Genomic DNA, 22,069 nt, shown 5'->3' with positions numbered 1-22,069 from the left:
GTTCGACACGCTCGGCAGCCACCGGGTGGCTGCGCGTGTCAGCTGTAGACGTGGGGCGCGAGCACGGCCACGTCGCGGAGGTTGCGGTAGCGCTCGTCATAGTCGAGTCCGTAGCCGACGACGAAGTCCGTGGGGATGTCGAAGCCCACGTACCGGCAGTCGATGTGCACCTTCGCCGCCTCGGGCTTGCGCAGCAGAGCGAGCACCTCGATCGACGCGGCACCACGCGAGCCGAAGTTCTCCAGCAGCCAGCTCAGGGTGAGACCGGAGTCGATGATGTCCTCGACGATCAGCACGTGCTTGCCGTTGAGATCGGTGTCGAGGTCCTTGCGGATCTGCACGACGCCGCTCGACTTCGTGCTCGCGCCGTAGCTCGAGACGGCCATCCAGTCCATCGGCGCGTGGAACGGCAGTGCACGCGCGAAATCGGCCATGACCATGACCGCTCCCTTGAGGACTCCGACCAGGATCAGGTCCTTGCCCGCGTAGTCCTCCGCCACCTCGGCGGCGAGTTCATCGAGCTTGGCGAGGATCTCCTCCTCCGTGACGAGGATCTGGGCAAGGTCGTCCTGGATTTCCGCGGCGCGCATGGATCGATTTTAGGCGACGTCTGTCGATGCTCGGTCCCCGGCCCCTCGACGCCCCCGCAGTATTCCGGTAGAGCGTCCTGGTCCCGCACTACTCTGGGCGGTGAGACGGGCTGACGCCCACCGACGGAAGGAATCTCCATGGCTCTCGACGACATCCTGAAGCAGGTCCCGATCGACGACATCGCCGCGAAGCTCGGCGTCTCGCGCGAAGAGGCGAAGACCGCGGTCGAACAGGGCGGAGCGGTGCTCCTGGGCGGACTCGCGAAGAACGCCTCCACCACCGAGGGCTCCTCTGCGATCGAGAACGCGCTGAAGCGGCACGAGGGATCCACCGGCGCCGCCTCCGTCGACGACATCGATCAGGCGGACGGCGGCAAGATCGTCTCGCACATCCTCGGGTCGGAGAAGGACGAGGTCACGCAGAAGCTCACCGAGTCGGAGAAGACCCCAGGCATCGACTTCGGCAAGCTCCTCCCCATCCTCGCTCCCATCGTCATGGGGCTCATCGCCAACGCGACCAAGAAGAAGACGCCGCAGGGCGGCACCGCCGAGGCCGGGCAGGGTGGCGGGATCGGCGACGTGATCGGCGGGATCCTCGGCGGCGGGAACTCGTCGTCGGGCGGTGGCGGCATCGGCGACATCCTCGGGGGCATCCTCGGCGGCGGGAAGTCCTCCTCCGGCGGTGGCGGCATCGGCGACATCCTCGGCGGACTCCTCGGCGGCAAGAAGTAGGCACGACGGGCCGGGCGGGCGACGCGTTCGCTCACCCGGCTCGACCGCGCTCGCCCGGCTCAGCGAGCGGTGAAGACGATGCGTCCGCCGATGCGTGCCGCGGAGCACGCCGGCAGGTCGATAGGACCCTGACCTGTCCACCCGGTCGCGAGTCGCGCCACCTCGAGGGTCTGCAGCCGCGTCAGGCTCACTCCGAACTCGCTGTCGACGACGAGGCGGATGATGCGGTTGCGCAGAGCGGCGGGGTTCGCCGCGAGAGCGGCGGCGCTGACGGAGATGCCGGCCTCCGCATGCTCGACGATGTCCTCGATCGTCTCGTGGATCATGTCGTCGAACGCCTCGGCGTCCTCCCTCAGCTGCTCCGCGGTGCGGGCGAGGGCTTCGGCGATGCCCGGTCCGAGCTCCGCCTCCAGGACGGGCAGCACCCGATCCCGCACGCGCACGCGGGCGAATCGGTCGTCAGAGTTGTGCGGGTCGTCCCAGACGTCGAGGGCGGATGCTGCGCAGAACGCCCGCGTCGTCGCGCGCCGCACCCCGAGAAGGGGTCTGATCCAGCGGAGTCCGTCGTCGTCCGTCCGCGTCGGCGCCATTCCCTGGAGGCTCGTCGCCCCGGACCCGCGAGCGAGCCCGAGCATCACCGTCTCCGCCTGGTCGTCGAGGGTGTGCCCGAGCAGGACGCCGACGGCTCCGACATCCCGCGCGGCATCGGCGAGAGCCCGATACCGCGCGTCCCGCGCCGCCGCCTCCGGACCGCCGTCCGCACCCACGTCCACGCGCGTCACCCGCGCTCCGAGCCCGAGGGTCTCGGCCGCCTGCGCGGCACGCGCGGCCACGGCATCCGACCCGTCCTGCAGACCGTGGTCGATCGTGACGGTCTCGGCCCCGAGGCCGAGCTTCGGCGCCTCGAAGCCGGTCGCGGCAGCGAGTGCGAGCGAGTCGGCTCCTCCGGACAGGGCGACGACGACCGTCGATCCCTCGGGAAGCTCGGCGAGCGCGGAGCGCACGGCGAGGCGGATCTCGGCGATGGCGGGTGAGAGCGACGGCACGGTTCCACGGTAGACGACCTCGGCCCTCGGGCTGACGGGGCGGGCGGGCTCCCTTCCCCCGCGGTGCTGCGCGCCCTAGCCTGATGCCGTGTCCACCGATTCCCCGCAGGCCAGGCTGAGCCCGGAGCGCTTCACCGCATTCGTCGACGCGGTCGTCGCCATCGCGATGACCCTGCTCATCCTGCCGTTGATGGAATCCGCGTCGGACGCCGCGGACTCGCGCATCACGACCCTGGAGTTCCTCGAGGAGCATCGGGGGCAGCTCGTCAGCTTCGCGCTGAGCTTTCTGCTGATCGCGACGTTCTGGATGGAGCACCACCGCGTCTACAGCCGGGTGCACCGGATCACGACGCCGCTGGTCTGGATCAACGTGATCTGGCTCTTCACCATTGTCTGGCTGCCCGTGGCCACGGCGATGATCGGGCAGCTGCCGCCCGACGCCCTGCAGTCCGTCATCTATATCGGAACGCTGCTGGCCACGCAGGTGATCACGCTGGCCGCGAAGTGGTACCTGCTGCGGCACCGCGATCTCAGCGACCACCCGAGCGGTGCACTGACGGGAGGCATCCTCGGCGACGCCGCCTCGGCGATCCTCTTCATGCTCGCGCTCGCGCTCGCCGTCACGGTACCGTCGATCGGCTACTTCTCCCTCCTTCTCGTCGCCCTCACCGCGCCCGTCGCTCACGTCCTCCAGCGCATCCTGTCGCGCGCGTCCCGCGGGTAGGCTAGTGCGCGGCATCCAACCGTCTTTCTGAGGAGCACACACGCATGGGCGCACACGACGCCGTCATCGAGATCCCGCGCGGCAGCCGCGTGAAGTACGAGGTCGACCACGAGACCGGACGAGTGCACCTCGACCGTGTGCTCTACACGACGTTCGGCTACCCGGCCGACTACGGCTACTTCGACAACACCCTCGGCGAGGACGGCGACCCGCTCGACGTGCTCGTGCTGCTCGACCACGCCATCTACCCGGGCGTCGTCGTCGAGGTCCGTCCCGTGGCCGTGCTCAAGATGAGCGACGAGGCCGGTGGCGACGACAAGCTCGTCGCCGTGCTGTCGAAGGACCCCCGCTGGGCCCACATCCAGGACATCGGCGACGTCGCGGAGTACACGAAGAAGGAGATCGAGCACTTCTTCGAGCACTACAAGGACCTCGAGCCCAACAAGTGGGTCAAGGTCGACGCATGGGGCGACGCCGCCGAGGCGCAGCGCATCCTCGACGAGGCCATCGTGCGATTCGGCGAGCAGGGTCACTGACCCGCATCGATCCGCAGGGCCACCCAGCCCGTCGATCGGCCGATGAGCCTGTCGAAGCGAAGACCCCCGGTCCGCTCAGCGGCCGGGGGTCTTCTGCGTGGCGGGAGGAGTGCGGGTCAGACCGAGACGCCCCTGCCGGCCATGAAGGAGATCGGGTTCGTGTACGCCCCGTTGATGTAGACCTCGAAGTGCAGGTGGCAGCCCACCGAGGCTCCGGTGTTGCCCGCGTAGGCGATGACCTGGCCCGAGCTGACCCACTGGCCGTTGCGCACGGCGAATCCGCCCGGCTTGATGTGGGCGTACCCCGTGGCGATGCCGCCGCCGTGCTGGATGCGGATGTAGTTGCCGTAGTTACCCTTGGGGCCTGCGTAGTCGACGGTGCCCGACTGGGCGGCGAAGATCGCCGCTCCGCAGCCGTTCGCGAGGTCGACACCGTAGTGGTAGCCGGAGCAGGCTGCGCACGGCTTGGGACGCGAGCCGTATCCGGCGCTGCGGTACCCGCCATGCGGTCGCACCCAACCTCCGGTGCCGCCGCCACCGCCCCCGCCGCCGCCACCACCGCCACCGCCACCTGCGGCTGCTGCGGCCGCGGCTGCCGCTGCGGCAGCCGCCGCCTCGGCCTCGCGGCGCTTGCGCTCCTCTTCGGCACGGATGCGCTCGCCCTCCTGGTAGGCGGCGACCGTGGTGGCCGTCTGGTCGCGCAGCGCGGCCAGCTGGGCCTGCATCGTGGCGAGGTTGGCGGACTGCTCGTCGAGCGCTGCCTGGGCGGCGTCCGCCGCCTCCTGCGCCGCGATCATCTTCTGCTCGGCGATCTGCTGAAGACGGTCGCGCTCGGTCCTCGCGACGACGGCCTGGTCGCTGAGCGACTGGGCGGCATCGCGCGCGGCGGCGGCCTTGTCGCGCACCGTCTGGTTGTACTGGTAGACCTTGTCCATCGTGCCGAGGCGCGACAGGAGTTCGTCGGCATTGTCGGCGGACCCGGAGAAGAACAGCTCGAGCGCCGTGTCGTCGCCGCCGTTGCGGTACAGCTGCGCCGCGAGCTGAGCGGCCTTGCGGGTGGCCTCGTCTGCCACCGCGGCCTGGGCGTCGGCCTGCCCCTGCAGTTCCTCCGCGGCGGCGATCGCGTCGAAGTACGCCATCTGGGCCGCGTCGAACTCGGCACCGGCTGCTTCTGCGGCAGCCTGCGTCTCGGCGACCTTCTGCGTGAGCGCCTGGATCAGGCTCTCGATGCGCGTGATCTCCGCGGCCTTGGCGGACTCGTTGCGCATCGCGTTCTGCACGTCGTCCCAGCTGGGGTACGACGCGGCGTAGGCGGCGGTCACGCCCGAGGTGACACCGAAAGCACTGAGGGCGACGACGCTGAGTGCGCCGATCCCGAGCCCGAGGGCGCCTCGACGGCTGACGCCGCCCTTCTGCCAGAAGGCTCTTCCCTCGGCGGGCGTGGGCGCGCAGCCGCAGTCCTCGGACGCCGCCGCGGAGGCAGCATCCAGCGGAGAATGCTTGTCGGTCACACGGCCCCTTCCGCCGGATTCACACTTGCCACACTAACAACAACATTCACATCAGCAACAGGTGCGATGTCGTTGCCTTCGGCACGGCGATCGACTTCCATCCTCCTCCTGAACACGCCCGGGAAGTGGCAGGCTCGCCCTCGATTCGCATTTTGGCTGACGGATCCCTTATGCTTGAGCGTCGGCAAGGAAGTCCCCCGGGACAGACTTCGGCCCCATCGTTTAGCGGCCTAGGACGCCGCCCTTTCACGGCGGTAGCACGGGTTCGAATCCCGTTGGGGTCACTCCTTCCGATACAATTGAAAACAAGTATGGCCCTGTAGCGCAGTTGGTTAGCGTGCCGCCCTGTCACGGCGGAGGTCGCGGGTTCAAGTCCCGTCAGGGTCGCTCTAAGCGACAGGCCCTTTTCTCGAAGAGGGCCTCTCGTCTAGGTGCGACAGGTTCGCCGGTCGCACGGCTCTGTAGCTCAGTTGGTAGAGCGCACGACTGAAAATCGTGAGGTCACGGGATCGACGCCCGTCGGAGCCACAGGGTGATCATTACAATCACCTTAGAAACCCTCGCCTAGCTTCTACATGGCGGGGGTTTTGCTTTTCCCTGGCCCGACTCGAGCACCGGGAGTGCCGCACGAGGATCATCCGCCAGACGGATGCCGATACCTCGCACGCACGATGCCTCCGCGCTCCCCGCCGACGAGGCTGGACGCATGAATGCTCGTGTCGCTTTCTTCGCCCCCGCCCTGATCCTCGCGGGGATGCTGTCTCTGACCGGATGCTCCGCCTACGACAGCCTCGTCCACAAGCAGGCGACATCGTCGTTCGAGGATGTCGCGGCCTTCGATGAGCGCGCGGAGGTCGACGCGGACTGGCTCCCCGCCGACGCCGGCGAGATCACCGTGCGGACGTCGACGCTCGAGGATGCCGCCGAGGCGGTGGTCCTGCTCACGAGCGACTCCGCGCTCCCCGACGGCTGCGTCGAGGTGGAACGGTTCTCGGCACCCGCCTGGGCGCTCGACGACGCACCGGACCCGTACGCCGCGGAGACGGTCTTCGCCTGCGGCGACTGGAGCGTGATGTCCACCGGCGACGGCTGGTACGGCTGGACGCCGAACTCGGAGGAGGAGCGGAGCGCCGCATCCGCGGAGTGACTTCTCAGCCTTGGGGCTTCACCCCTTCGCTATACCGTCTCGGGCCGCTTCTTCCTGAAGGGACGAGCGGGCGTGTGCGGGCCGTCCCACACCGTGATGACACCCCAGGCAGCCGCCGCCAGCGGCACCGACAGCACCGCACCGACGATGCCCCCGAGGATCGTGCCGGCGGTCAGGGCGAGCAGGATGACGAGAGCGTGCAGCTTGAGCGACCGGGCCATCACGACCGGCTGCAGGAAGTTGCCCTCCAGCTGGTTCACCAGCACGACGATCCCGACCACGATCAGAGCCGCGACGGGGCCGTGCGTCACGAGTGCCACCAGAGCCGCGAGAATGCCCGCTGCAGTGGCGCCCACGAGCGGGATGAACGCCGTCAGGAAGACGATGACCGAGAGGGGCAGCGCGAGGGGGATCTGCAGGATCGCGAGGCCGATGCCGATGCCAATCGCGTCGGCCGCGGCGATGATCGCGGTGCCGCGGATGTAGCCGCCGAACACCTCCACCGACTTGTCGCCGATGCGGCGGGCACGGGCGTAGCTCTGGCCGGTGAACGGACGCAGCATGAACTCCCAGATGCGCGGTCCGTCCTTGAGGAAGAAGAACAGCACCACGATCATCAGCAGGAGGCCCGTGACGAAGCTCGCGGTGGCGGAGACTCCCGCGAGAGCGCCGCGTCCGAAGGACGCGCTCGTGAGGAAGTCGGTCACGCTGGCCCACACGTCGTCGAGGTTGACCGCCTCGAGGTCGAACGGCAGAGTGTCGAGCCACGCGGTCACCTGGACGATGCCGTCCGTGGCGGATTCGACCAGGTCATCCCACTGCGAGCGCACCGTGAGGACGATCACCCAGACGACGGTGCCGAGGATCGCGATGATGGTGATGAGAGCTATCCAGGTGGCGAGGATCGACGGGACACCACGTCGGCGCAGGAAGCTCACGACGGGATGGATGGCGCAGGCCAGCACCAGTGCGATCGTCACCGGGATGAACACGAGCGACAGCTGCGTGACCACGAGGACGCCCACAGCGACCACGGCGAGGACCGCGAGGATCTGCACGCTGCGTGTGGCGACGACACCGAATCCCCGCGACCACAGTCGCGAATCCGGTGGTCGTACGATCACCGGCGTCTCCGGCTGGCGGAACAGTCCCCACATGCGTTCTTCCCCTCACCGGCGCCGTGTGCGTCGTGTGCGTCGTGACAGCAAATCTAGCAATCCGTCGGCCCATTCCCCTCAGGTCTTCCGAGTCCGATGGAGGGAGTCCGTCGAGCCTGTGGGGCATTCCTTCTATACGTGCGCGCGTACCGCCCGCTTCTCATATGCGCAACCCCCGCGGGCGTCCACGCGGGCGATCCAGGCCGGCGCTGGATCCCAGGATATTGATATGCCCCATAGGACCTCCATCGCCGTAGAGTTTCATGTATGGGAATGGAAGTACCCGTCGCGTCTGGGGCGCAGCGGAACCTCGGCGCCGAAGAGCTGTTCCGCCGTCTGGCGACTCTCATCGCCGACGGCACCTACGCACCGGGTGAGCGACTCAGCGACAAGACCATCGCCGAGGACCTCGGCGTCACCCGCACACCGGTGCGTGAGGCCGTGCAGCGCCTCGCGCGGGCCGGCTTGATGGAGGTGCACGCCAACCGCTACTCGATGGTGACCGACATCACCGACGAGCGCTCCCGCGTGACGCGGGAGTTCGCCGCGGCGCACGGCGAGGAGATCATCAGAGAGGCCGCGCTCGCGCTGTCCGACCGCGACCTCGAGCTCGCCAGCGAACTCATCCGCGACGCCATGGACTCGGTCGAGACCGGCAAGGGATGGATCGAGGCCCACGTCGCGCTGTTCACGTTCCTCACGGAGCGGGCTCTCAACGACCTGTACCGCCTGCTGCTCAGCGACTTCTGGTACCTCGTGTTCCGCGACCTCTATCTCGGAGAGCCCCGGGCGAACACCCGCGAGTCGCTGGAGGAGCTCGAATCGGCGATGCGTGCCCGCAGTGCGACCGCCGGGATCAGCGCGGTCCGGCGCATGCTGTCGCTCAAGTAGACGCTCGCTGACCGGGCGGCGCCGAGACGCTTGGTCCCGGTCCTCCATGCCCGAACATGGAGGACCGGAGCAGCCGACGAGAAGGTCCGCACGCGTACCCACCCCCATGTGAGTGCCTGAGACCGAGAGAGAACTCGAGGGCACCGTCTGGTTCGACCGACGCAGAGCGCGTGATCGCGGCTCGTTGTGTCTCCAGCGTAGGTCGCGCGACCCCCGCGACCCTCATCCGAGCCGAACCGTTGACTGACGGCGGCTCCGCTGCTATGCGGCTGAGCATCTTGCGCCGCCTACCCGTAGGTTGGGGAGGTGGACAGCCCGCTCCTCTACATCGCCCTGATCGCCGTCGTCATCGTGCTGGCGATGCTCCTCCCCCGATGGGTTCGGAGATCGTCGGCGACGGCCGCGGACCGGGAGGAGCGACGGCTCACCGAGCCCCGCACTGCCGCGGCGCTCGACACCCTCGGCACGACCCTCGTGGTCCTCGCCCCCGAGCCGGTGGTCCGCGAACTCGTCGACTCGATCGCGCTGCAGCATCCGCGCGCGTTCACCCCACTGCCCGACGGCACCTACGGCATCCGTTTCGCGGAGCCCGACGATGCCGTCGCGCGGCTCGTCGAGGTCGACGGCGGCACCCGACTCGAGGTCGTGCGGTTCCGCGAGTACCCCGGGATGCCGAACAGCTGGGGGTTCTGGTCCGAGCTCCGCGACCGGGTGCAGTCGGGGGCGCGCGAACGAGCGATCGAGACGACGGAAGGATCCCCGCTCCGCTTCGACCGCGGGTCCGGTGCAGATCCGGTCTGGACCGCCGTCGAAGACGGCTGAACGAGGGACTCAGTCCGCGCTGTCCTCCGCGTTCACGTCCGGCTCGCGCGCGTCCTCGTCGTTCCCATGCGGATCGCTCGAGCCCGCATCCTCGAGCTCGCTGATCCCCTCGTCGACACCGTCGACCTCATCGGGGTGGAAGGGGCCCGAGTCCTCGGGGTACGTCTTCGGATCCGACATCCTGATCTCCTCTGGTTCGTGGGCACCCAGCATCGCGCGCTCCTCCCTCTCTGCACAGGACTCTTGACAGGCGGGCGCCACGATGCCACCGCACATCTCCAGGCGTCCGAAGCTAGGCTTGTCAGCGCGCCTCCTCCGCGAACCTGCCGTCCCGTGGACCGCGCACCCTCCTCCTTCGGCCCGCGTGAGCCCTCCGGTCAACGTCACGGCCCTGCCAGAAAGGCTGACCATGAGCGAAACACCCTCCGACGACCGCACTCCGGACTTCTTCGACAAGCTGATCGACGCTGACCCTCGTGAGCAGTCGGGCGGCTTCACCGCCTCCTTCCGCGGCTACGACAAGGCCGAAGTGGACTCGGCGATGAGCGCGCTGCGCAACCAGCTGCAGCAGGCGAAGGCCGACCTCGCCTCCGCGGAGGCCCGTCACGAGGACACCGTCGAGGAGATTCGCGACGAGGCTCGGGCTGCTCGAGAAGAGATCGAGGCCGAGCTGACGGCGGTCAAGGCGAAGGCGGCAGAGACGGAGCAGCAGGTCGCGACCCTGACGAACGAGCTCGTCGACACCCCGCGCGCAGACGGGCAGGAGGCGCCGTCGCGTGAGCAGTTCGAGGCGATTCTGCGAGTCGCCGAAGAGCAGGCGAACGTCCTGATCCAGAACGCCGCCGTGCAGGCCGACCGCCTCATGGCCGCCGCCCGCGAAGAGGTCACCGCGCAGCGTGCCGAAGCGGACGCCGACGTCACGCGCATCATCGCCCAGGCTCAGCACGACGCCGACCAGGTCCGTCTCAGAATCGAGACCGAGTACACGGCCCACGAAGCGACCATCGAGCGCGAGGCCGCGCATGCCGCCGAGCGCGTGCACCAGGCGACGCAGGAGGCCACGGCCATCCGCACCGAGGCCGAGAAGGGCGCCGCGGCGCTCCGCTCGCTCGTCACGCGGGAGACCACTCAGCTCCGGGCGGATGCCGAGCGCGAGGTGCGCGAGATGAACGCCCGCGTCCTCGAGTTCGAGGAGACGCTGACGCGCCGCCAGGACGACGCGCAGCAGGAGTTCCTCGTGCTGCACAACCAGGCGGTCGCGCACGCCGAGCGCATCACCACCGACGCGAACGAGCAGGTCGCGGCATCGCTCGATCACGCGCAGCGGATCTCGGGCAAGGCCGACGACTACGAGCGCCTGATGCGGTCGCAGGCGCAGACGATCGAGGCCGACGCGCAGGTACGGGCGCGGGACACTCTGGAGCGCGCTCGCGTGAAGTCGCAGAAGATCGTCGACTCCGTCACCTCGCACACCTCCACGGTGCTCCGAGACGCCGAGGACCACGCCCGTCAGCTGCGCTGGCAGCAGCAGCAGCTCGCCAGCTTCATGGCCGAGGTGCGCGAGCTGATCCGCCCCGACGGCATCTTCAGCGACGAGCAGTCGACGACCGTCGCCTCCTCCTCTCCGGCCGCGCCCGCTGCGGCGAGCGCAGCCGCTGCGGCCACGGCCGGTGCCGATGCCGAGCTCGCAGACGACGCCGACGACCTCGAGACCGTCCACGCCGAGGTGATCGACGACGACGAGGACACGGCGGGTTCTGACGAGTTCCGCGGCGACGAGGCCCTCGACGACGAGATCCTCGATGAGAACGCGGAGACCATCGACGGCAAGATCACGATCGAGGTCGTCGAGTCCGACGACAAGGCCACCCGCTGAGCATCCGCCTCTGACAGCCGAGGGCGCGAGCGGACGATCCGCTCGCGCCCTCGTGTCATGGCCGCCGGCATCCACCGGTCGGTGGATGCCGCGGTCCGCCGCCCGACCGCTACCGCTGACGCCCCCCGCACTGGGACGCTGGGATGCATGACAGACAGCGTGATCGAGGTCCGAGACCTCCGCAAGCAGTACGGCGGCTTCGTCGCGGTCGACGGCATCAGCTTCGACATCCGTCGCGGCGAGACGTTCGCGCTGCTCGGGCCCAACGGCGCAGGCAAATCGACGACGATCGAGATCCTCGAGGGCTACCGCCATCGCACGTCCGGCGAGGTCCGGGTGCTGGGGGTGGATCCGCAGCGCGGCGGTCTCGACTGGAAGGCGCGCCTCGGCATCGTGCTGCAGTCGACCGGAGAGGCGGGGAGCTTCACGGTACGAGAGCTCCTCACCGAGTTCGCGGGCTACTACCCTCGCCCCCGCGACATCGACGAGGTCATCGCCGCGGTCGGGTTGGAGGACAAGCAGCGCACCCGAGCGGGCAGGCTCTCGGGCGGTCAACAGCGCCGACTCGACGTCGCGCTGGGCATCATCGGCCGACCCGAGCTGCTCTTCCTCGACGAGCCCACCACCGGCTTCGATCCCGAGGCGCGGCGGCAATTCTGGGAACTCATCCGCTCGCTCAAGGCCGAGGGGACCAGCATCCTCCTCACGACGCACTACCTCGACGAGGCCGCCCAGCTCGCCGACCGCGCTGGGGTGATCACCGGGGGCTCGCTCGTCGCGATCGGGCCGATGGACGAGCTCGGGGGCGCCGAGGCCCGCACTCCGCTGGTGCGCTGGCGTGATGCCGACGGGACACTGCACGAGCGCCGGACGTCTACGCCGGGCGCACTGGTCGCCGGGCTGCTGCGCGCCGAGGGCGAGCCGGAGGCCCTGGAGGTGGTGCGCCCCACGCTGGAGGACGTCTACTTCGAGCTCATTCGCGAGCATGCCCCCACCGTCGTGGAACCGGATGCGTCGGCGACCGGAACGGCGCAGATGCGAACCGCCGCCGACGACAGCACCATCGACCTGAAGGAGTCGGCATGACCGCCGTGACCACGCCCGTCCGCTTCGGGCTCCTGCGCACCATCCGTCTGGGCGTCCGCAGGATCGGCTTCGAGCTGCGCCAGTACTTCCGTGCCGGAGACCAGGTCTTCTTCACCTTCCTGTTCCCGACCGTGATGTACCTGATCTTCGCGACCATCTTCACCGGCGACGTCGGCCAGGGCGCCGACGCCGTCAGCATGGCGACCTACTACCTGCCCGGTCTCGTGGCCGGTGGCATCTTCCTCTCGGGCGTGCAGGGGCTGTCGATCGAGATCGCCGTCGAGAAGAGCGACGGAACCCTGAAGCGCCTCGGCAGCACCCCGATCTCCCCCGCGACGTACTTCATCGGGAAGATCGGCGAGGTGTTCGTCACGGCGATCCTGCAGATCGCCCTGCTGCTCACGGTCGCGGTGGTGCTCTACCAGGTGGAGCTGCCGTCGGATGCCGCAGCCTGGGGCCGGTTCGCGTGGGTGTTCGTGCTCGGGCTGCTCGCCTGCGCGCTGCTGGGCGTCGCCCTGTCGTCCGTGCCCCGGAGCGGCAAGACCGCATCCGCCGTCGTGATCCCCGTGGTGCTGCTGCTCCAGTTCATCTCGGGCGTCTACATCGCGTTCTCGTCACTCCCCGAGTGGTTGCAGAACGTCGCCGGTGTCTTCCCCCTGAAGTGGATCGCCCAGGGGATGCGCGCCGCGATCCTTCCCGATTCGTTCGCAGCGGCCGAGCCGGGCGGCGACTGGGACCTCGGCCTCGTCGCTATCGTGCTCGCGATCTGGCTCGTGGCCGGGGTCATCCTCAGCCGGGTGACCTTCCGCTGGATCCGCCGCAACGGATGACGTCGCCGCGGCATCCGTCCGCTCCCCTCGGTCCGTCGTCCTTCGGGCGTCGCGGCGAGGGGAACGGTGGGAGAGTGGGTCGTATGAGCAGCATCATCCGCCGGGAACGCCTGGGGTGGGACATCGCCTCCGCCGCCCTGATCCTCGCGGTGGCCGGGCTCTCCTTCGCGATCCCCGAGAGCTTCCCGGGGTCGCGCTGGGCGATGATCGGCATCGCCCTCGCGGTGTTCCTCGTATACGCCTGGGGAGCCCGTCCCTACGTGGGCATCCACGAAGGGATCGAAGATCCCTCTCCCTGGGTATCCGCGGTGCTGCAGGTCCTGATGATCGGGCTCCTTGCTGCAGGGGTGCTGATCGAGCCGAACATGCTGCTCCTGCAGACGCTGATCCTCCCGCTGATCTGGATGACCTCGCGCTCGACGACGCAGGCGATCCTCGTCACCGTCGGGACCGGTGTCATCGTCGCTCTGGCCTACGCCGCGTGGGGCGGGCTGACCGACGACTCGTTGGCCGGCGGGTTCCTCACCGCCGGGCTGTCGACCGCGTTCAGCCTGGCGCTCGGACTGTGGATCACCCGCATCGCCGAATGGGGCGCGGAGCGGCAACGGCTGCTCGCCGAACTCACCGCTGCGCAGACGGGACTCGAGACCGCGAGCCGCGAGGCGGGAGCGACGGAGGAACGGGCGCGTCTGGCGAGAGACGTCCACGACACGATCGCACAGAGTCTCACCAGCATCGTCATGCTCGCCGAGCGCGCGCGACTCGACGGCTCGCCCGCGGCGCTGGAGCTGATCGAGGACGCCGCGCGCGAAGCCCTCGTCGAGACACGAGCCCTCGTCGCCGTCACCTCGCCCGCGCACTCGGCGGACTCGCTCCGAGACGCCCTCCGTCGTCTCGGCGACCGCTTCGCTCGCGAGACGGGCATGCAGGTCGAGGTGAGGGCGTCGGATGCGGCGCTGCCGCGGGACGTGCAGGTGGTGCTGCTGCGCTGCGCTCAGGAGGGACTCGCCAACGTCCGCAAGCACTCCGGAGCGGGTGCCGCATCGATCGACCTCACCGTCTCGGATGGCGCGGAGCTGCGCATCCGTGACGATGGACGGGGTCTGGGCGGCGTGTCGATCGAGGAGGACCGCGGATTCGGCCTCGCCGGCATGAGGGAGCGCGTCGCACTCGTCGGCGGAACCCTGGTCATCGCGGACGGTGCCGAACGCGGTACGGATCTCACCGTCCGGATCCCGCTGCCGCGCTCGCGCGTCCCCGCGCCGGCGCCCACACTCACGCCCGCCCGCGCAGAGGAGACCGCATGATCCGCGTCATCGTCGCCGACGACCATCCCGTCGTCCGTTCCGGCATCGTCGGGCTCATCGCCCTCGACGCCGGGCTGGAGGTCGTCGCGCAGGCGTCTGACGGCGCGGAGGCGGTGGACCTCGCAGCACGGCTGCACCCGGACGTGGTGCTGATGGACCTGCGGATGCCGGGCACGTCCGGCATCGAGGCGACGGCGCGCATCACCGAGGAGCTGCCCGAGGTGCGGGTGCTGGTGCTGACGACCTACGAGACCGACGACGACATCCTGGGCGCGATCGAGGCGGGGGCGAGCGGCTACCTGCTGAAGGCCGCACCGCACGAGGAGATCGTCGCCGGCATCCGCTCTGTCGCGGAAGGGCATACGGTGCTCGCGCCCGCCATCGCCGCCACGCTCGTGAGCCGCATGCGCTCCGACCGGCGCGAACGCCCCGCGCTCAGCGCCCGGGAGCTCGAGGTGCTGCGACTGGTGGCTGCCGGGCGCAGCAACCCTCAGATCGGACGCGACCTGTTCATCGGCGAGGCGACCGTGAAGACCCATCTTCTGCACGTGTTCGAGAAGCTCGGTGTGTCGGACCGTACTCGCGCGGTCACCCTCGCCCTGGAACTCGGGATCCTCTAGACGTCTCGCAGCCGGGACGACGCGCACCCAGAAGGCTCGGGTGCGCGTCGCGGCTCAGGCGCGACCGAATTGTGCGGATGCCGGGCAGTCGAACGGGTCGCGGGCCGCGAGGCCGACCCTGTTGAGGTACTCGATGACGATCGCGTACGACCGGCCGAGGCTCGTCTCGGTGTACGGCACGTTGTTCGCCGCGCAGTAGTCGCGCACGACCTCGCGCGCCTTGGAGAGATGCGGACGGGGCATGTTCGGGAACAGGTGATGCTCGACCTGGTAGTTCAGGCCGCCCATCAGCCAGGTCGCCCACCAGCCGCCGCGGATGTTGCGCGACGTGCGGACCTGCTTCGAGAAGAAGTCGAGGCGGGCGCTCGGGTCGATGATCGGCATGCCCTTGTGGTTGGGGGCGAACGATGCGCCCATGTAGACGCCGAACACCGCGAGCTGCACGCCCATGAAGGCGAAGGCCATGCCGAGCGGCAGCATGAGGAAGACGGGCACGAGGACGATCGCGAATCGCAGGGCGATCAGGCCGAGCTCGATCCAGCGGCCCTTGGCCTTCTTGCTGGTCACGAGGTGCTTGAGTCCGAGGAAGTGGAGGTTGAGTCCCTCGAGGGTCAACAGCGGGAAGAACAGCCACCCCTGCTTGCGGGTGATCATGCGGATCAGGCCGCGTGACTTCGCGGCGTCCGTCTCGAGGAAGGAGATCGTGTCGACCTCGATGTCCGGATCCTTGCCCACTTGGTTCGGGTTGCCGTGGTGCTTCGTGTGCTTGGAATCCCACCAGGAGTAGCTGATGCCGACGACGCCGGCGGCGAGGATCCGAGCCAGGCGGAAGTTCGCCGGACCCGAGCTGAGGATCTGGCGGTGCGCCGCCTCATGGGCGAGGAACGCCACCTGCGTGAGGATGATGCCGAGCGCCCCGGCCATGAGGAGCTGGAACCAGCTGTCACCGAGCAGGATGAATCCCGTGATGACTCCCCCGAGCGCGACGGCGATCCCGGTGGCCACGAAGATGTAGAACCAGCCCGCGCGCTGCAGCAGCCCGGTCTCGCGGATGACCTGCGACACCTGCTTGTAGGCATGTGCCATCGGGGGGATCTCGGCGTTTCCGGAATACGTCTGGCGTACCGGACCGAGGGTGGCGGCGGTCTTTTCGACCTGTGAAATGGAGATGGTGCTCTCCTGTCGATTGGAGCCCTTGAGCTGTGGAAGCCCAAGGCAGATCGCCCCACGCTTACCTCAGGCTAACCCGGCGCCTATGCGATTCGCGGAATACTTTCATACCCCTTGAGGATTCACAGGTCGCTTCTATGGAACGGTCAGGCCCGGGCCCGCCGCGGCCGTCGACGCAGAGCGCGCGGCAGCGTGAACGGGAAGGTCGACGGCCGCGTCTTCCGGGCGTGCGAGTCCTCGAGAGCGGACTGCGCGTCGTCGAGGGATGCGAAGGAGCCGAGGTCGACGCCGTGCTGGTCACGGACGAGATGGGCGCTGCCGTCGAACTCGACGAAACCGGCGAACTCGCCGGCACGCGTCGCGACGTGAACGTCGGTGTCGGCCTGCTTCCAGGTCAACGGATCGGAGGTGGAGAAGGTGGTCGTGCTCATGGTGATACTCATTGCTATGCGGCGGGCGCGCGCAGCGCTCCGCGAAGATGTGAGATCGAGGGCGGTTTCCACGCGCATCGACGTGCGTGGTCCGGAATGGCCCTGATCAGTGGCGACGTGGCGGCCTAGAGGGGGGCCATGACACACGCTGCTCCATCAGTCTAGCAGGTCTGCGCTATCGACGCCTGTCCACCGGCGGATGCAGCACCAGGACGACGACGATGACCACGAGCACACCGGCCGTGACCGCGACCGGGATGGGCAGGACGGGATCGAGCAGCACCACGAGCGCGCCGATCGGCATCACCGTGTTCACGACGCGATCCGCGTTGTCGCGGATCGCGATCCACCAGACGCCGAGCAGGAAGATCGCGATCGGGATCGTGACGGTGAACGACGCCGCGACGCTCGACAGGTGGCTCTCGTGGATGAGCACGTCGAGCTCGACCTCGATGCCGGCCGAGAACGCCGCGGCCGCCGCGAAGACGAGGTAGTGCGTATAGCCGTAGCGCAGGGACCGGCCGAACGAGGTGATCGCGCGGTGGTGAGGCGGCCAGAAGTAGATCCACCACAGCGATGCCGTGACCACGAGCGTGAGCACCGAGATGGAGATGAGCGGCACGAAGGAGTCCAGCTCGTTCCGCGCGTCGATGATCGCGTTGGCGGAGGCGAGCAGGCTCTCGCCCAGCACGATGAGGGTGAACAGCCCGTACCGCTCGGTGATGTGATGCGGGTGCCACGGGGTCTGCCTGCGGTACTCGGCGAACACCGGGACGCTCATCTCCACGAGCGCGAACACCACGAAGGCGACGAGCTGCAGCGGGCCCGAGGGGATGAGCAGGAACAGCACCCAGAGCACCTGCACGGCAGCGATGCCGAACGCGTAGCGACGGGTCGCGGACTTCAGCTCGCCCGCTCCGCGCGAGGCGCGGAGCCACTGGGCGATCATCGCGACGCGCATGACGAGGTAGCCGATGACGGGGATCGTGAAGTCGCCGTGCTCGAAGGCCGAGGGGATCCCGGCCGCGAGGACGAGCACGCCGCCCATCTGCACGAACGTCGTCACTCTGTACAACCAGTCGTCCGTGTCGAACGACGTCGCGAACCAGGCGAAGTTCATCCACGCCCACCACACCGCGAAGAACACCATCGCGTACGACGTGATGCCGTGCACGAAGTCACCGTGGCTCAGCGCATGGTGCAGTTGCGCGGAGGCGATGCTCACCGCCACCACGAAGACCAGGTCGAAGAACAACTCGAGCATGCTCGCCGACCGGTGCGGCTGAGCCGGGTCGCGCGGGAGCATGCGGCTCAAATGGAAACGAGGTGTCGTCGTAGCGGTCACGCGGTCAGAATATCGGCGCGGCCGAACTTGTCGTTCGGCATACCGAAATACCGTTTCCTCCACTCGCGAGAATTACCTTCCGCTGAACGATCCCTTCCGCTAGAGTGAACGAAGTCTGCAGTGCCTGCTGCCAGCACCACCGTGTGGGACGGTGAACGCAACCCGTGATGTGGGATCACGGATGCAGCAGGACCCGAGGGGTCGGGATGCAGACGATGCTGGGGACGTGGGGTCTCCGGTCTGGGGAAATTCTGGGGAAATCATGGCGCACTGGGGAATTCTGCGTACATACACGGCTCAAGGGGCCTCGGCATGACTTCCGTCGAGGATGCTCTGAGCATCACTCGCACGGGGTCGGTCTTCTCGCCGATCGCCGCACCGCGAGCCACCACCAAGTCGGTCACGCATACGGTGGTCACACCGCGCGTGTCCGCAACGCTGGAGCGACGCCGTCAGTGGGAACGGCGTTATCGGATGCGACTGCGGATCTCGGATGCCGGGGTCATCCTCTTCGCCGTCGCGATCACCGCAGCTGTTCAGCTGATGACCGGTGTCGCGGGGGAAGAGGCCCTGCGACACGGCATTCCGCTGGCCACGCTGTGGTATCTGATGCTCAGCGCTCTGCATACGCGTGATGCAGCGCTGTTCCGCGCCAGCGCCACCGAGTACCGCGGCGTGGTGCACGCCAGCGGGCTGGCCTTCGGGATCATGGCCATGCTCAGTGTCGTGCTCGGCTGGCGGTCGATGCAGCTCGTGCTGCTCGTCGGCCTGCCGCTCGGTGTCCTCGCGCTGCTCATCACCCGATGGATGTGGCGGCACTGGCTGACGGCGCAGCGTGCGCGGGGGCGGTTCGCCTCGCGCACGCTCGTCGTCGGCAACAGGGACGATGTCGAGTACGTGGCGCGAACCCTGCACCCGATCGGCGCCTCGGGGTATCAGGTGGTGGGCGCCACCCTCCTCGACGGCAACGCCCGTGACGTCGACATCGACGGCACGCACTTCCCCGTGATCGGCAACGTGAACTCGGTCGCCACCGTCGCGGCCGAGCTCGGGGCCGACACGATCATCGTCGCGAGCCGGCCGGAGGGCGAGCCGGACTTCGTCAAGAAGCTCAGCTGGCAGCTCGAGGGCACCGCGGCGGAGCTGGTCCTGTCGAGCCGCCTGACCGACGTCGCCGGCCCGCGGATCTCGTTCGCCGCCGTCGAGGGGCTGCCGCTCATCCAGGTGCAGATCCCCACGTACGAAGGCGGTCGCCACGTCCTCAAGCGTGCGCTCGACATCGCGGTCGCCTCGGTCGCGCTCATTCCGATCGCGGTGATCACGCCGTTCCTCGCGCTGCTCGTGAAGCTGGACTCGCCGGGTCCGCTGTTCTTCCTGCAGGAGCGGGTCGGGCGCGACGGACGCACCTTCAAGATCGTCAAGTTCCGCTCCATGAAGACGGATGCCGAGCAGCAGCTCGCAGCGCTCAAGGAGCAGAACGAGGGCGCGGGCCTCCTGTTCAAGATGAAGGACGACCCCCGGGTCACCCGCGTGGGCCGGATCCTGCGCAAGCTGTCGCTCGACGAGCTGCCGCAGTTCTGGAACGTGCTGGTCGGAGACATGAGCGTCGTGGGTCCTCGCCCGCCTCTGCAGAGCGAGGTCACGGCCTATGACGGCACGGTGTTCCGTCGGCTGTACATCAAGCCGGGCATCACGGGTCTCTGGCAGGTCTCCGGCCGCAGCGACCTGTCGTGGGACGAGAGCGTGCGCCTCGACCTCCGCTACGTCGAGAACTGGTCTGTGATGAACGACCTGCAGATCATGTGGCGCACCGCCAAGGCCATGGTGCAGCCCCGCGGGGCATACTGAGTCCATGAGCAAGGGGAATGCCCTCACCATCGCGATGGTGGGGACACGAGGGGTGCCTGCGGCATACGGCGGTTTCGAGACGGCCGTCGAGGAGGTCGGTCGGCGACTGGTCGATCGCGGTCACGACGTCGTCGTGTACACGCGCGGTTCCGAGACCCGCGAGAAGGAGTACCTGGGCATGCGCGTGGTGCACCTGCCCGCCGTTCCGGTGAAGCAGATCGAGACGCTCAGCCACACCGGTCTCTCCACCCTGCACCTCATGCTCGGGCGGCGGCCGGACGCCGCTTTCGTGTTCAACGCGGCGAACTCGCCGTTCCTCCCCCTCCTGCGGCTGCGCCGTGTGCCCACTGCGCTGCACATGGACGGACTCGAGTGGCGGCGCTCGAAGTGGGGCCCGCGAGGCAAGGCGTACTACCGCTGGGCCGAGCAGTTCGGCGTGCGCACGGCCGATGCGCTCATCGCGGATGCACCGGGCATCGCCGACTACTACGCCCACCAGTTCCATGTCCCGACCGAGATGATCCGGTACGGCGCTCCCCTCCTCGAGTCGGTCGCGGACGGGCGCATCGACGAGCTCGGACTCACCCCCGGCGGCTACCACGTCGTCGTCGCGCGCTTCGAGCCCGAGAACCATGTGCTCGAGATCGTCGAGGGCTACCGCCGCAGCGCGGCGACACGCCCCCTCGTCGTGGTCGGCTCCGCGCCATACAGCAGCGAGTACACGCAGCGGATCCAGCAGGCGGCACAGGGCGACGAGCGCATCCGTCTCGTCGGCGGCGTCTACGACCAGGAGCTGCTCGACGCCCTCTACTTCCACGCGCTCACCTACGGGCACGGGCACTCCGTCGGCGGCACGAACCCGTCGCTTCTCCGGGCGATGGGCGCGGGAACCGCAGTGATCGCCTACGACGTCGGCTTCAACCGCGAGGTCCTCAACGACCAGGGATGGTTCTTCTCCTCCCCCGCCGACGCGGCGCAGGCGTTCGAGGAGGCCGAGGCGGATGCCGGGACGACCGCACGCCTGGGAGACGCCGCGCGCGCCCGCGCGCGCGTCGCGTTCCGCTGGGACGACGTCGCCGATGCGTACGAGACGCTCGCCCGCTCCCTCGCCGCGAAGACGTCGATCCATTGTGTCGCCCGCAAGGCCCGGCGCGTGGCGGAAGAGTGGGACGCGCCGTCGGGCGTCGAGCGGTCACGTCGATGACCGCGGAGGGCACAGCCCGCGGCACGGTTCTCCTCGCGCATCCGGGTGCCGAGATGTTCGGCTCCGATCGGATGCTGCTCGAGAGCGCGACGGGACTCGTCGCCACCGGTCGCCGGGTCGTCGTGGCGCTTCCGAGTCGCGGTCTGCTCGACCAGGCGCTCCGGGAGGCGGGAGCGGAGGTCGTCGTCGTTCCGATGCTGGTGCTCCGCAAGACCCTGCTGTCTCCGCGCGGGCTTCCGATCCTCGTGCGCGACGCCGTCAAGGGATTCATCGCCGCGTGGCGTCTCATTGGGCGCCTGCGCCCCGAGGCGGTGTACGTGTCGACGATCATCGCGCCGCAGTGGCCGATCGTCGCGCGGATGCGGCGGACGCGGGCGGTCAGTCACGTCCATGAGGCGGAGGCATCGGGAAGCCGCCTCGTCAATCGCGTGCTCTACATGCCGCACCTGGCATCGACCCGCACCCTGGTGAACAGCCGTTTCAGCCTCGAGACGATTCGCGCCGCCCTGCCGTCGCTCGCACGGCGTGCGACCGTCGTGTACAACGGCGTCGCCTCCCCCGCCGAACCCACGGCACCTCGCGCGAGCGTCGACGGCCCGCTGCGGGTGCTCTACGTCGGCAGGCTGTCTCCGCGCAAGGGGCCCGACCTGCTGATCGATGCGGCGGCGCTGCTGAGAGAGCAGGGTCGTGACGTGACGGTCACGCTGTTGGGAGCGGTCTTCTCCGGCTACGAGTGGTACGAGCAGGAGCTCCGCGCCAAGGCCGACGCCGCGGGTGTCGATGTGGACTTCGCGGGCTTCCATCCCGAGATCTGGCCGTTCCTCGCTGAGGCGGACGTGCTGGTCGCTCCGTCCCGCGTGGACGAGCCCTTCGGGAACACCGCGGTCGAGGGGGTTCTCGCGAAGCGACCCGTCGTCGCGAGCGACAGCAGCGGCCTGCGCGAGGCGGCGGGCGGCTACGCGACGTCGCGACTGGTGCCCGCCGGCAGCGCCGAGGCCATCGCATCTGCCCTGGAAGACCTCGCGTCGGGGTGGGATGCCGTCGTCACCGGGGTCGACGGCAGCCGCGTCGAGGCGCTGCGCCGCCATGCGCCGTCCGCATACCGCGCCCTGATCGCCACTGCGGTCGTCGATGCCGTGCCGCACGCGGATGCATCCGGTCGCTGACCAGCGCGCCGCCGACGGGACGCACGTGAA

22 protein-coding genes and 3 tRNA genes are annotated in these 22,069 nt (G+C 68.8%); 17 read left to right on the top strand and 8 right to left on the bottom strand.

What is annotated here, in order from left to right:
- Window positions 1-38 precede the first annotated feature (38 nt).
- Window positions 39-590: a hypoxanthine phosphoribosyltransferase gene (gene hpt, locus BN2660_RS08100; protein ID WP_091229929.1), complete on the bottom strand. Its 552-nt coding sequence runs from the start codon at window positions 588-590 to the stop codon at window positions 39-41.
- Window positions 591-728: 138 nt separating this feature from the next.
- On the opposite strand from hpt, the gene BN2660_RS08095 reads away from it, so the two are divergent.
- Window positions 729-1,322, top strand: coding sequence for a DUF937 domain-containing protein (locus BN2660_RS08095; RefSeq protein WP_091229925.1), 594 nt, complete (start codon window positions 729-731; stop codon window positions 1,320-1,322).
- Between the two features lie 59 nt (window positions 1,323-1,381).
- On the opposite strand, the gene tilS is transcribed toward BN2660_RS08095, so the two are convergent.
- Window positions 1,382-2,368: a tRNA lysidine(34) synthetase TilS gene (gene tilS, locus BN2660_RS08090; RefSeq protein ID WP_091229922.1), complete on the bottom strand. Its 987-nt coding sequence runs from the start codon at window positions 2,366-2,368 to the stop codon at window positions 1,382-1,384.
- 88 nt (window positions 2,369-2,456) lie between these two features.
- On the opposite strand from tilS, the gene BN2660_RS08085 reads away from it, so the two are divergent.
- Window positions 2,457-3,092, top strand: a complete 636-nt coding sequence (locus BN2660_RS08085; protein ID WP_255305086.1) for a TMEM175 family protein — start codon at window positions 2,457-2,459, stop codon at window positions 3,090-3,092.
- A 44-nt stretch (window positions 3,093-3,136) separates the two neighbouring features.
- Complete coding sequence (locus BN2660_RS08080; RefSeq protein WP_053098719.1) at window positions 3,137-3,628, top strand: inorganic diphosphatase; 492 nt, start codon at window positions 3,137-3,139, stop codon at window positions 3,626-3,628.
- A gap of 116 nt (window positions 3,629-3,744) precedes the next feature.
- On the opposite strand, the gene BN2660_RS08075 is transcribed toward BN2660_RS08080, so the two are convergent.
- Window positions 3,745-5,139 (bottom strand): M23 family metallopeptidase, encoded by a 1,395-nt coding sequence (locus BN2660_RS08075; protein ID WP_091229918.1) that lies wholly within the window; start codon window positions 5,137-5,139, stop codon window positions 3,745-3,747.
- Between the two features lie 211 nt (window positions 5,140-5,350).
- Between BN2660_RS08075 and BN2660_RS08070 the strand changes: the two genes are divergently transcribed.
- The 4 genes from BN2660_RS08070 to BN2660_RS08055 all read left to right on the top strand — a co-directional run bounded on the left by BN2660_RS08070 (window position 5,351) and on the right by BN2660_RS08055 (window position 6,286).
- A tRNA-Glu gene (locus tag BN2660_RS08070) sits at window positions 5,351-5,423 on the top strand.
- A gap of 29 nt (window positions 5,424-5,452) precedes the next feature.
- A tRNA-Asp gene (locus BN2660_RS08065) sits at window positions 5,453-5,526 on the top strand.
- Window positions 5,527-5,594: 68 nt separating this feature from the next.
- Window positions 5,595-5,667: transfer RNA gene (locus tag BN2660_RS08060), tRNA-Phe, on the top strand.
- Window positions 5,668-5,845: 178 nt separating this feature from the next.
- A complete protein-coding gene (locus BN2660_RS08055; RefSeq protein WP_141651263.1) occupies window positions 5,846-6,286 on the top strand; it encodes a hypothetical protein in 441 nt (146 codons plus the stop codon).
- A gap of 29 nt (window positions 6,287-6,315) precedes the next feature.
- On the opposite strand, the gene BN2660_RS08050 is transcribed toward BN2660_RS08055, so the two are convergent.
- Complete coding sequence (locus BN2660_RS08050; RefSeq protein WP_091229875.1) at window positions 6,316-7,443, bottom strand: AI-2E family transporter; 1,128 nt, start codon at window positions 7,441-7,443, stop codon at window positions 6,316-6,318.
- A gap of 267 nt (window positions 7,444-7,710) precedes the next feature.
- Between BN2660_RS08050 and BN2660_RS08045 the strand changes: the two genes are divergently transcribed.
- Together BN2660_RS08045 and BN2660_RS08040 are read left to right on the top strand one after the other, a co-directional pair.
- A complete protein-coding gene (locus tag BN2660_RS08045) occupies window positions 7,711-8,334 on the top strand; it encodes a GntR family transcriptional regulator (RefSeq protein ID WP_091229873.1) in 624 nt (207 codons plus the stop codon).
- Window positions 8,335-8,640: 306 nt separating this feature from the next.
- The gene (locus BN2660_RS08040) at window positions 8,641-9,156 is read left to right on the top strand and encodes a hypothetical protein (RefSeq protein WP_091229870.1); all 516 of its coding nucleotides are present in this window, start codon (window positions 8,641-8,643) and stop codon (window positions 9,154-9,156) included.
- 9 nt (window positions 9,157-9,165) lie between these two features.
- On the opposite strand, the gene BN2660_RS16600 is transcribed toward BN2660_RS08040, so the two are convergent.
- Window positions 9,166-9,336 (bottom strand): hypothetical protein, encoded by a 171-nt coding sequence (locus BN2660_RS16600; protein ID WP_176697140.1) that lies wholly within the window; start codon window positions 9,334-9,336, stop codon window positions 9,166-9,168.
- A gap of 229 nt (window positions 9,337-9,565) precedes the next feature.
- On the opposite strand from BN2660_RS16600, the gene BN2660_RS08035 reads away from it, so the two are divergent.
- The 5 genes from BN2660_RS08035 to BN2660_RS08015 all read left to right on the top strand — a co-directional run bounded on the left by BN2660_RS08035 (window position 9,566) and on the right by BN2660_RS08015 (window position 14,875).
- Window positions 9,566-11,032 (top strand): coiled-coil domain-containing protein, encoded by a 1,467-nt coding sequence (locus BN2660_RS08035; RefSeq protein WP_091229867.1) that lies wholly within the window; start codon window positions 9,566-9,568, stop codon window positions 11,030-11,032.
- A 147-nt stretch (window positions 11,033-11,179) separates the two neighbouring features.
- Window positions 11,180-12,118 carry an ABC transporter ATP-binding protein gene (locus BN2660_RS08030; protein ID WP_091229864.1) on the top strand — a complete coding sequence of 313 codons (939 nt, stop codon included), beginning with the start codon at window positions 11,180-11,182 and terminating at the stop codon, window positions 12,116-12,118.
- A complete protein-coding gene (locus BN2660_RS08025; protein ID WP_091229861.1) occupies window positions 12,115-12,948 on the top strand; it encodes an ABC transporter permease in 834 nt (277 codons plus the stop codon). Before BN2660_RS08030 ends, BN2660_RS08025 begins: the two co-directional genes overlap by 4 nt.
- 83 nt (window positions 12,949-13,031) lie before the next feature.
- Entirely contained in the window at window positions 13,032-14,255 is a 1,224-nt protein-coding gene (locus tag BN2660_RS08020; protein ID WP_176697139.1) for a sensor histidine kinase, read from the top strand.
- On the top strand, window positions 14,252-14,875 hold the full coding sequence (locus BN2660_RS08015) for a response regulator (RefSeq protein ID WP_091229856.1): 624 nt from the start codon (window positions 14,252-14,254) through the stop codon (window positions 14,873-14,875). The genes BN2660_RS08020 and BN2660_RS08015 overlap by 4 nt, the downstream gene beginning before the upstream one ends.
- 54 nt (window positions 14,876-14,929) lie before the next feature.
- Here the strand turns inward: BN2660_RS08015 and BN2660_RS08010 are convergent, their stop codons facing one another.
- The 3 genes from BN2660_RS08010 to BN2660_RS08000 all read right to left on the bottom strand — a co-directional run bounded on the left by BN2660_RS08010 (window position 14,930) and on the right by BN2660_RS08000 (window position 17,821).
- Window positions 14,930-16,045, bottom strand: coding sequence for a fatty acid desaturase family protein (locus tag BN2660_RS08010; RefSeq protein ID WP_369690544.1), 1,116 nt, complete (start codon window positions 16,043-16,045; stop codon window positions 14,930-14,932).
- A gap of 146 nt (window positions 16,046-16,191) precedes the next feature.
- Window positions 16,192-16,476 carry a hypothetical protein gene (locus BN2660_RS08005; RefSeq protein ID WP_091229850.1) on the bottom strand — a complete coding sequence of 95 codons (285 nt, stop codon included), beginning with the start codon at window positions 16,474-16,476 and terminating at the stop codon, window positions 16,192-16,194.
- A 175-nt stretch (window positions 16,477-16,651) separates the two neighbouring features.
- Entirely contained in the window at window positions 16,652-17,821 is a 1,170-nt protein-coding gene (locus BN2660_RS08000) for a low temperature requirement protein A (RefSeq protein WP_255305083.1), read from the bottom strand.
- A 312-nt stretch (window positions 17,822-18,133) separates the two neighbouring features.
- Here BN2660_RS08000 and BN2660_RS07995 point away from each other — a divergent pair, with 312 nt between their 5' ends.
- The 3 genes from BN2660_RS07995 to BN2660_RS07985 are packed head-to-tail and all read left to right on the top strand — an operon-like array spanning window position 18,134 to window position 22,039.
- Entirely contained in the window at window positions 18,134-19,669 is a 1,536-nt protein-coding gene (locus tag BN2660_RS07995; RefSeq protein WP_091229844.1) for a sugar transferase, read from the top strand.
- Between the two features lie 4 nt (window positions 19,670-19,673).
- Window positions 19,674-20,873 (top strand): DUF1972 domain-containing protein, encoded by a 1,200-nt coding sequence (locus BN2660_RS07990; protein WP_176697138.1) that lies wholly within the window; start codon window positions 19,674-19,676, stop codon window positions 20,871-20,873.
- Complete coding sequence (locus BN2660_RS07985; RefSeq protein WP_255305082.1) at window positions 20,834-22,039, top strand: glycosyltransferase family 4 protein; 1,206 nt, start codon at window positions 20,834-20,836, stop codon at window positions 22,037-22,039. Before BN2660_RS07990 ends, BN2660_RS07985 begins: the two co-directional genes overlap by 40 nt.
- The last annotated feature ends 30 nt before the right edge of the window (window positions 22,040-22,069 follow it).

Source organism: Microbacterium sp. 3J1 (assembly GCF_001049495.1).
GTDB lineage: Bacteria > Actinomycetota > Actinomycetes > Actinomycetales > Microbacteriaceae > Microbacterium.
Note: the sequence above shows the minus strand (reverse complement) of the source record. Positions and strands in the feature narration are given on the sequence as shown.

What these genes read in the sequence shown, in the direction of transcription:
- hpt (WP_091229929.1), bottom strand. Translation starts at nt 590, where the DNA reads ATGCGCGCCGCGGAAATCCAGGACGACCTTGCCCAGATCCTCGTCACG.
- BN2660_RS08095 (WP_091229925.1), top strand. Translation starts at nt 729, where the DNA reads ATGGCTCTCGACGACATCCTGAAGCAGGTCCCGATCGACGACATCGCC.
- BN2660_RS08080 (WP_053098719.1), top strand. Translation starts at nt 3,137, where the DNA reads ATGGGCGCACACGACGCCGTCATCGAGATCCCGCGCGGCAGCCGCGTG.
- BN2660_RS08055 (WP_141651263.1), top strand. Translation starts at nt 5,846, where the DNA reads ATGAATGCTCGTGTCGCTTTCTTCGCCCCCGCCCTGATCCTCGCGGGG.
- BN2660_RS08050 (WP_091229875.1), bottom strand. Translation starts at nt 7,443, where the DNA reads ATGTGGGGACTGTTCCGCCAGCCGGAGACGCCGGTGATCGTACGACCA.
- BN2660_RS08045 (WP_091229873.1), top strand. Translation starts at nt 7,711, where the DNA reads ATGGGAATGGAAGTACCCGTCGCGTCTGGGGCGCAGCGGAACCTCGGC.
- BN2660_RS16600 (WP_176697140.1), bottom strand. Translation starts at nt 9,336, where the DNA reads ATGTCGGATCCGAAGACGTACCCCGAGGACTCGGGCCCCTTCCACCCC.
- BN2660_RS08035 (WP_091229867.1), top strand. Translation starts at nt 9,566, where the DNA reads ATGAGCGAAACACCCTCCGACGACCGCACTCCGGACTTCTTCGACAAG.
- BN2660_RS08030 (WP_091229864.1), top strand. Translation starts at nt 11,180, where the DNA reads ATGACAGACAGCGTGATCGAGGTCCGAGACCTCCGCAAGCAGTACGGC.
- BN2660_RS08025 (WP_091229861.1), top strand. Translation starts at nt 12,115, where the DNA reads ATGACCGCCGTGACCACGCCCGTCCGCTTCGGGCTCCTGCGCACCATC.
- BN2660_RS08020 (WP_176697139.1), top strand. Translation starts at nt 13,032, where the DNA reads ATGAGCAGCATCATCCGCCGGGAACGCCTGGGGTGGGACATCGCCTCC.
- BN2660_RS08015 (WP_091229856.1), top strand. Translation starts at nt 14,252, where the DNA reads ATGATCCGCGTCATCGTCGCCGACGACCATCCCGTCGTCCGTTCCGGC.
- BN2660_RS08005 (WP_091229850.1), bottom strand. Translation starts at nt 16,476, where the DNA reads ATGAGCACGACCACCTTCTCCACCTCCGATCCGTTGACCTGGAAGCAG.
- BN2660_RS07995 (WP_091229844.1), top strand. Translation starts at nt 18,134, where the DNA reads ATGACTTCCGTCGAGGATGCTCTGAGCATCACTCGCACGGGGTCGGTC.
- BN2660_RS07990 (WP_176697138.1), top strand. Translation starts at nt 19,674, where the DNA reads ATGAGCAAGGGGAATGCCCTCACCATCGCGATGGTGGGGACACGAGGG.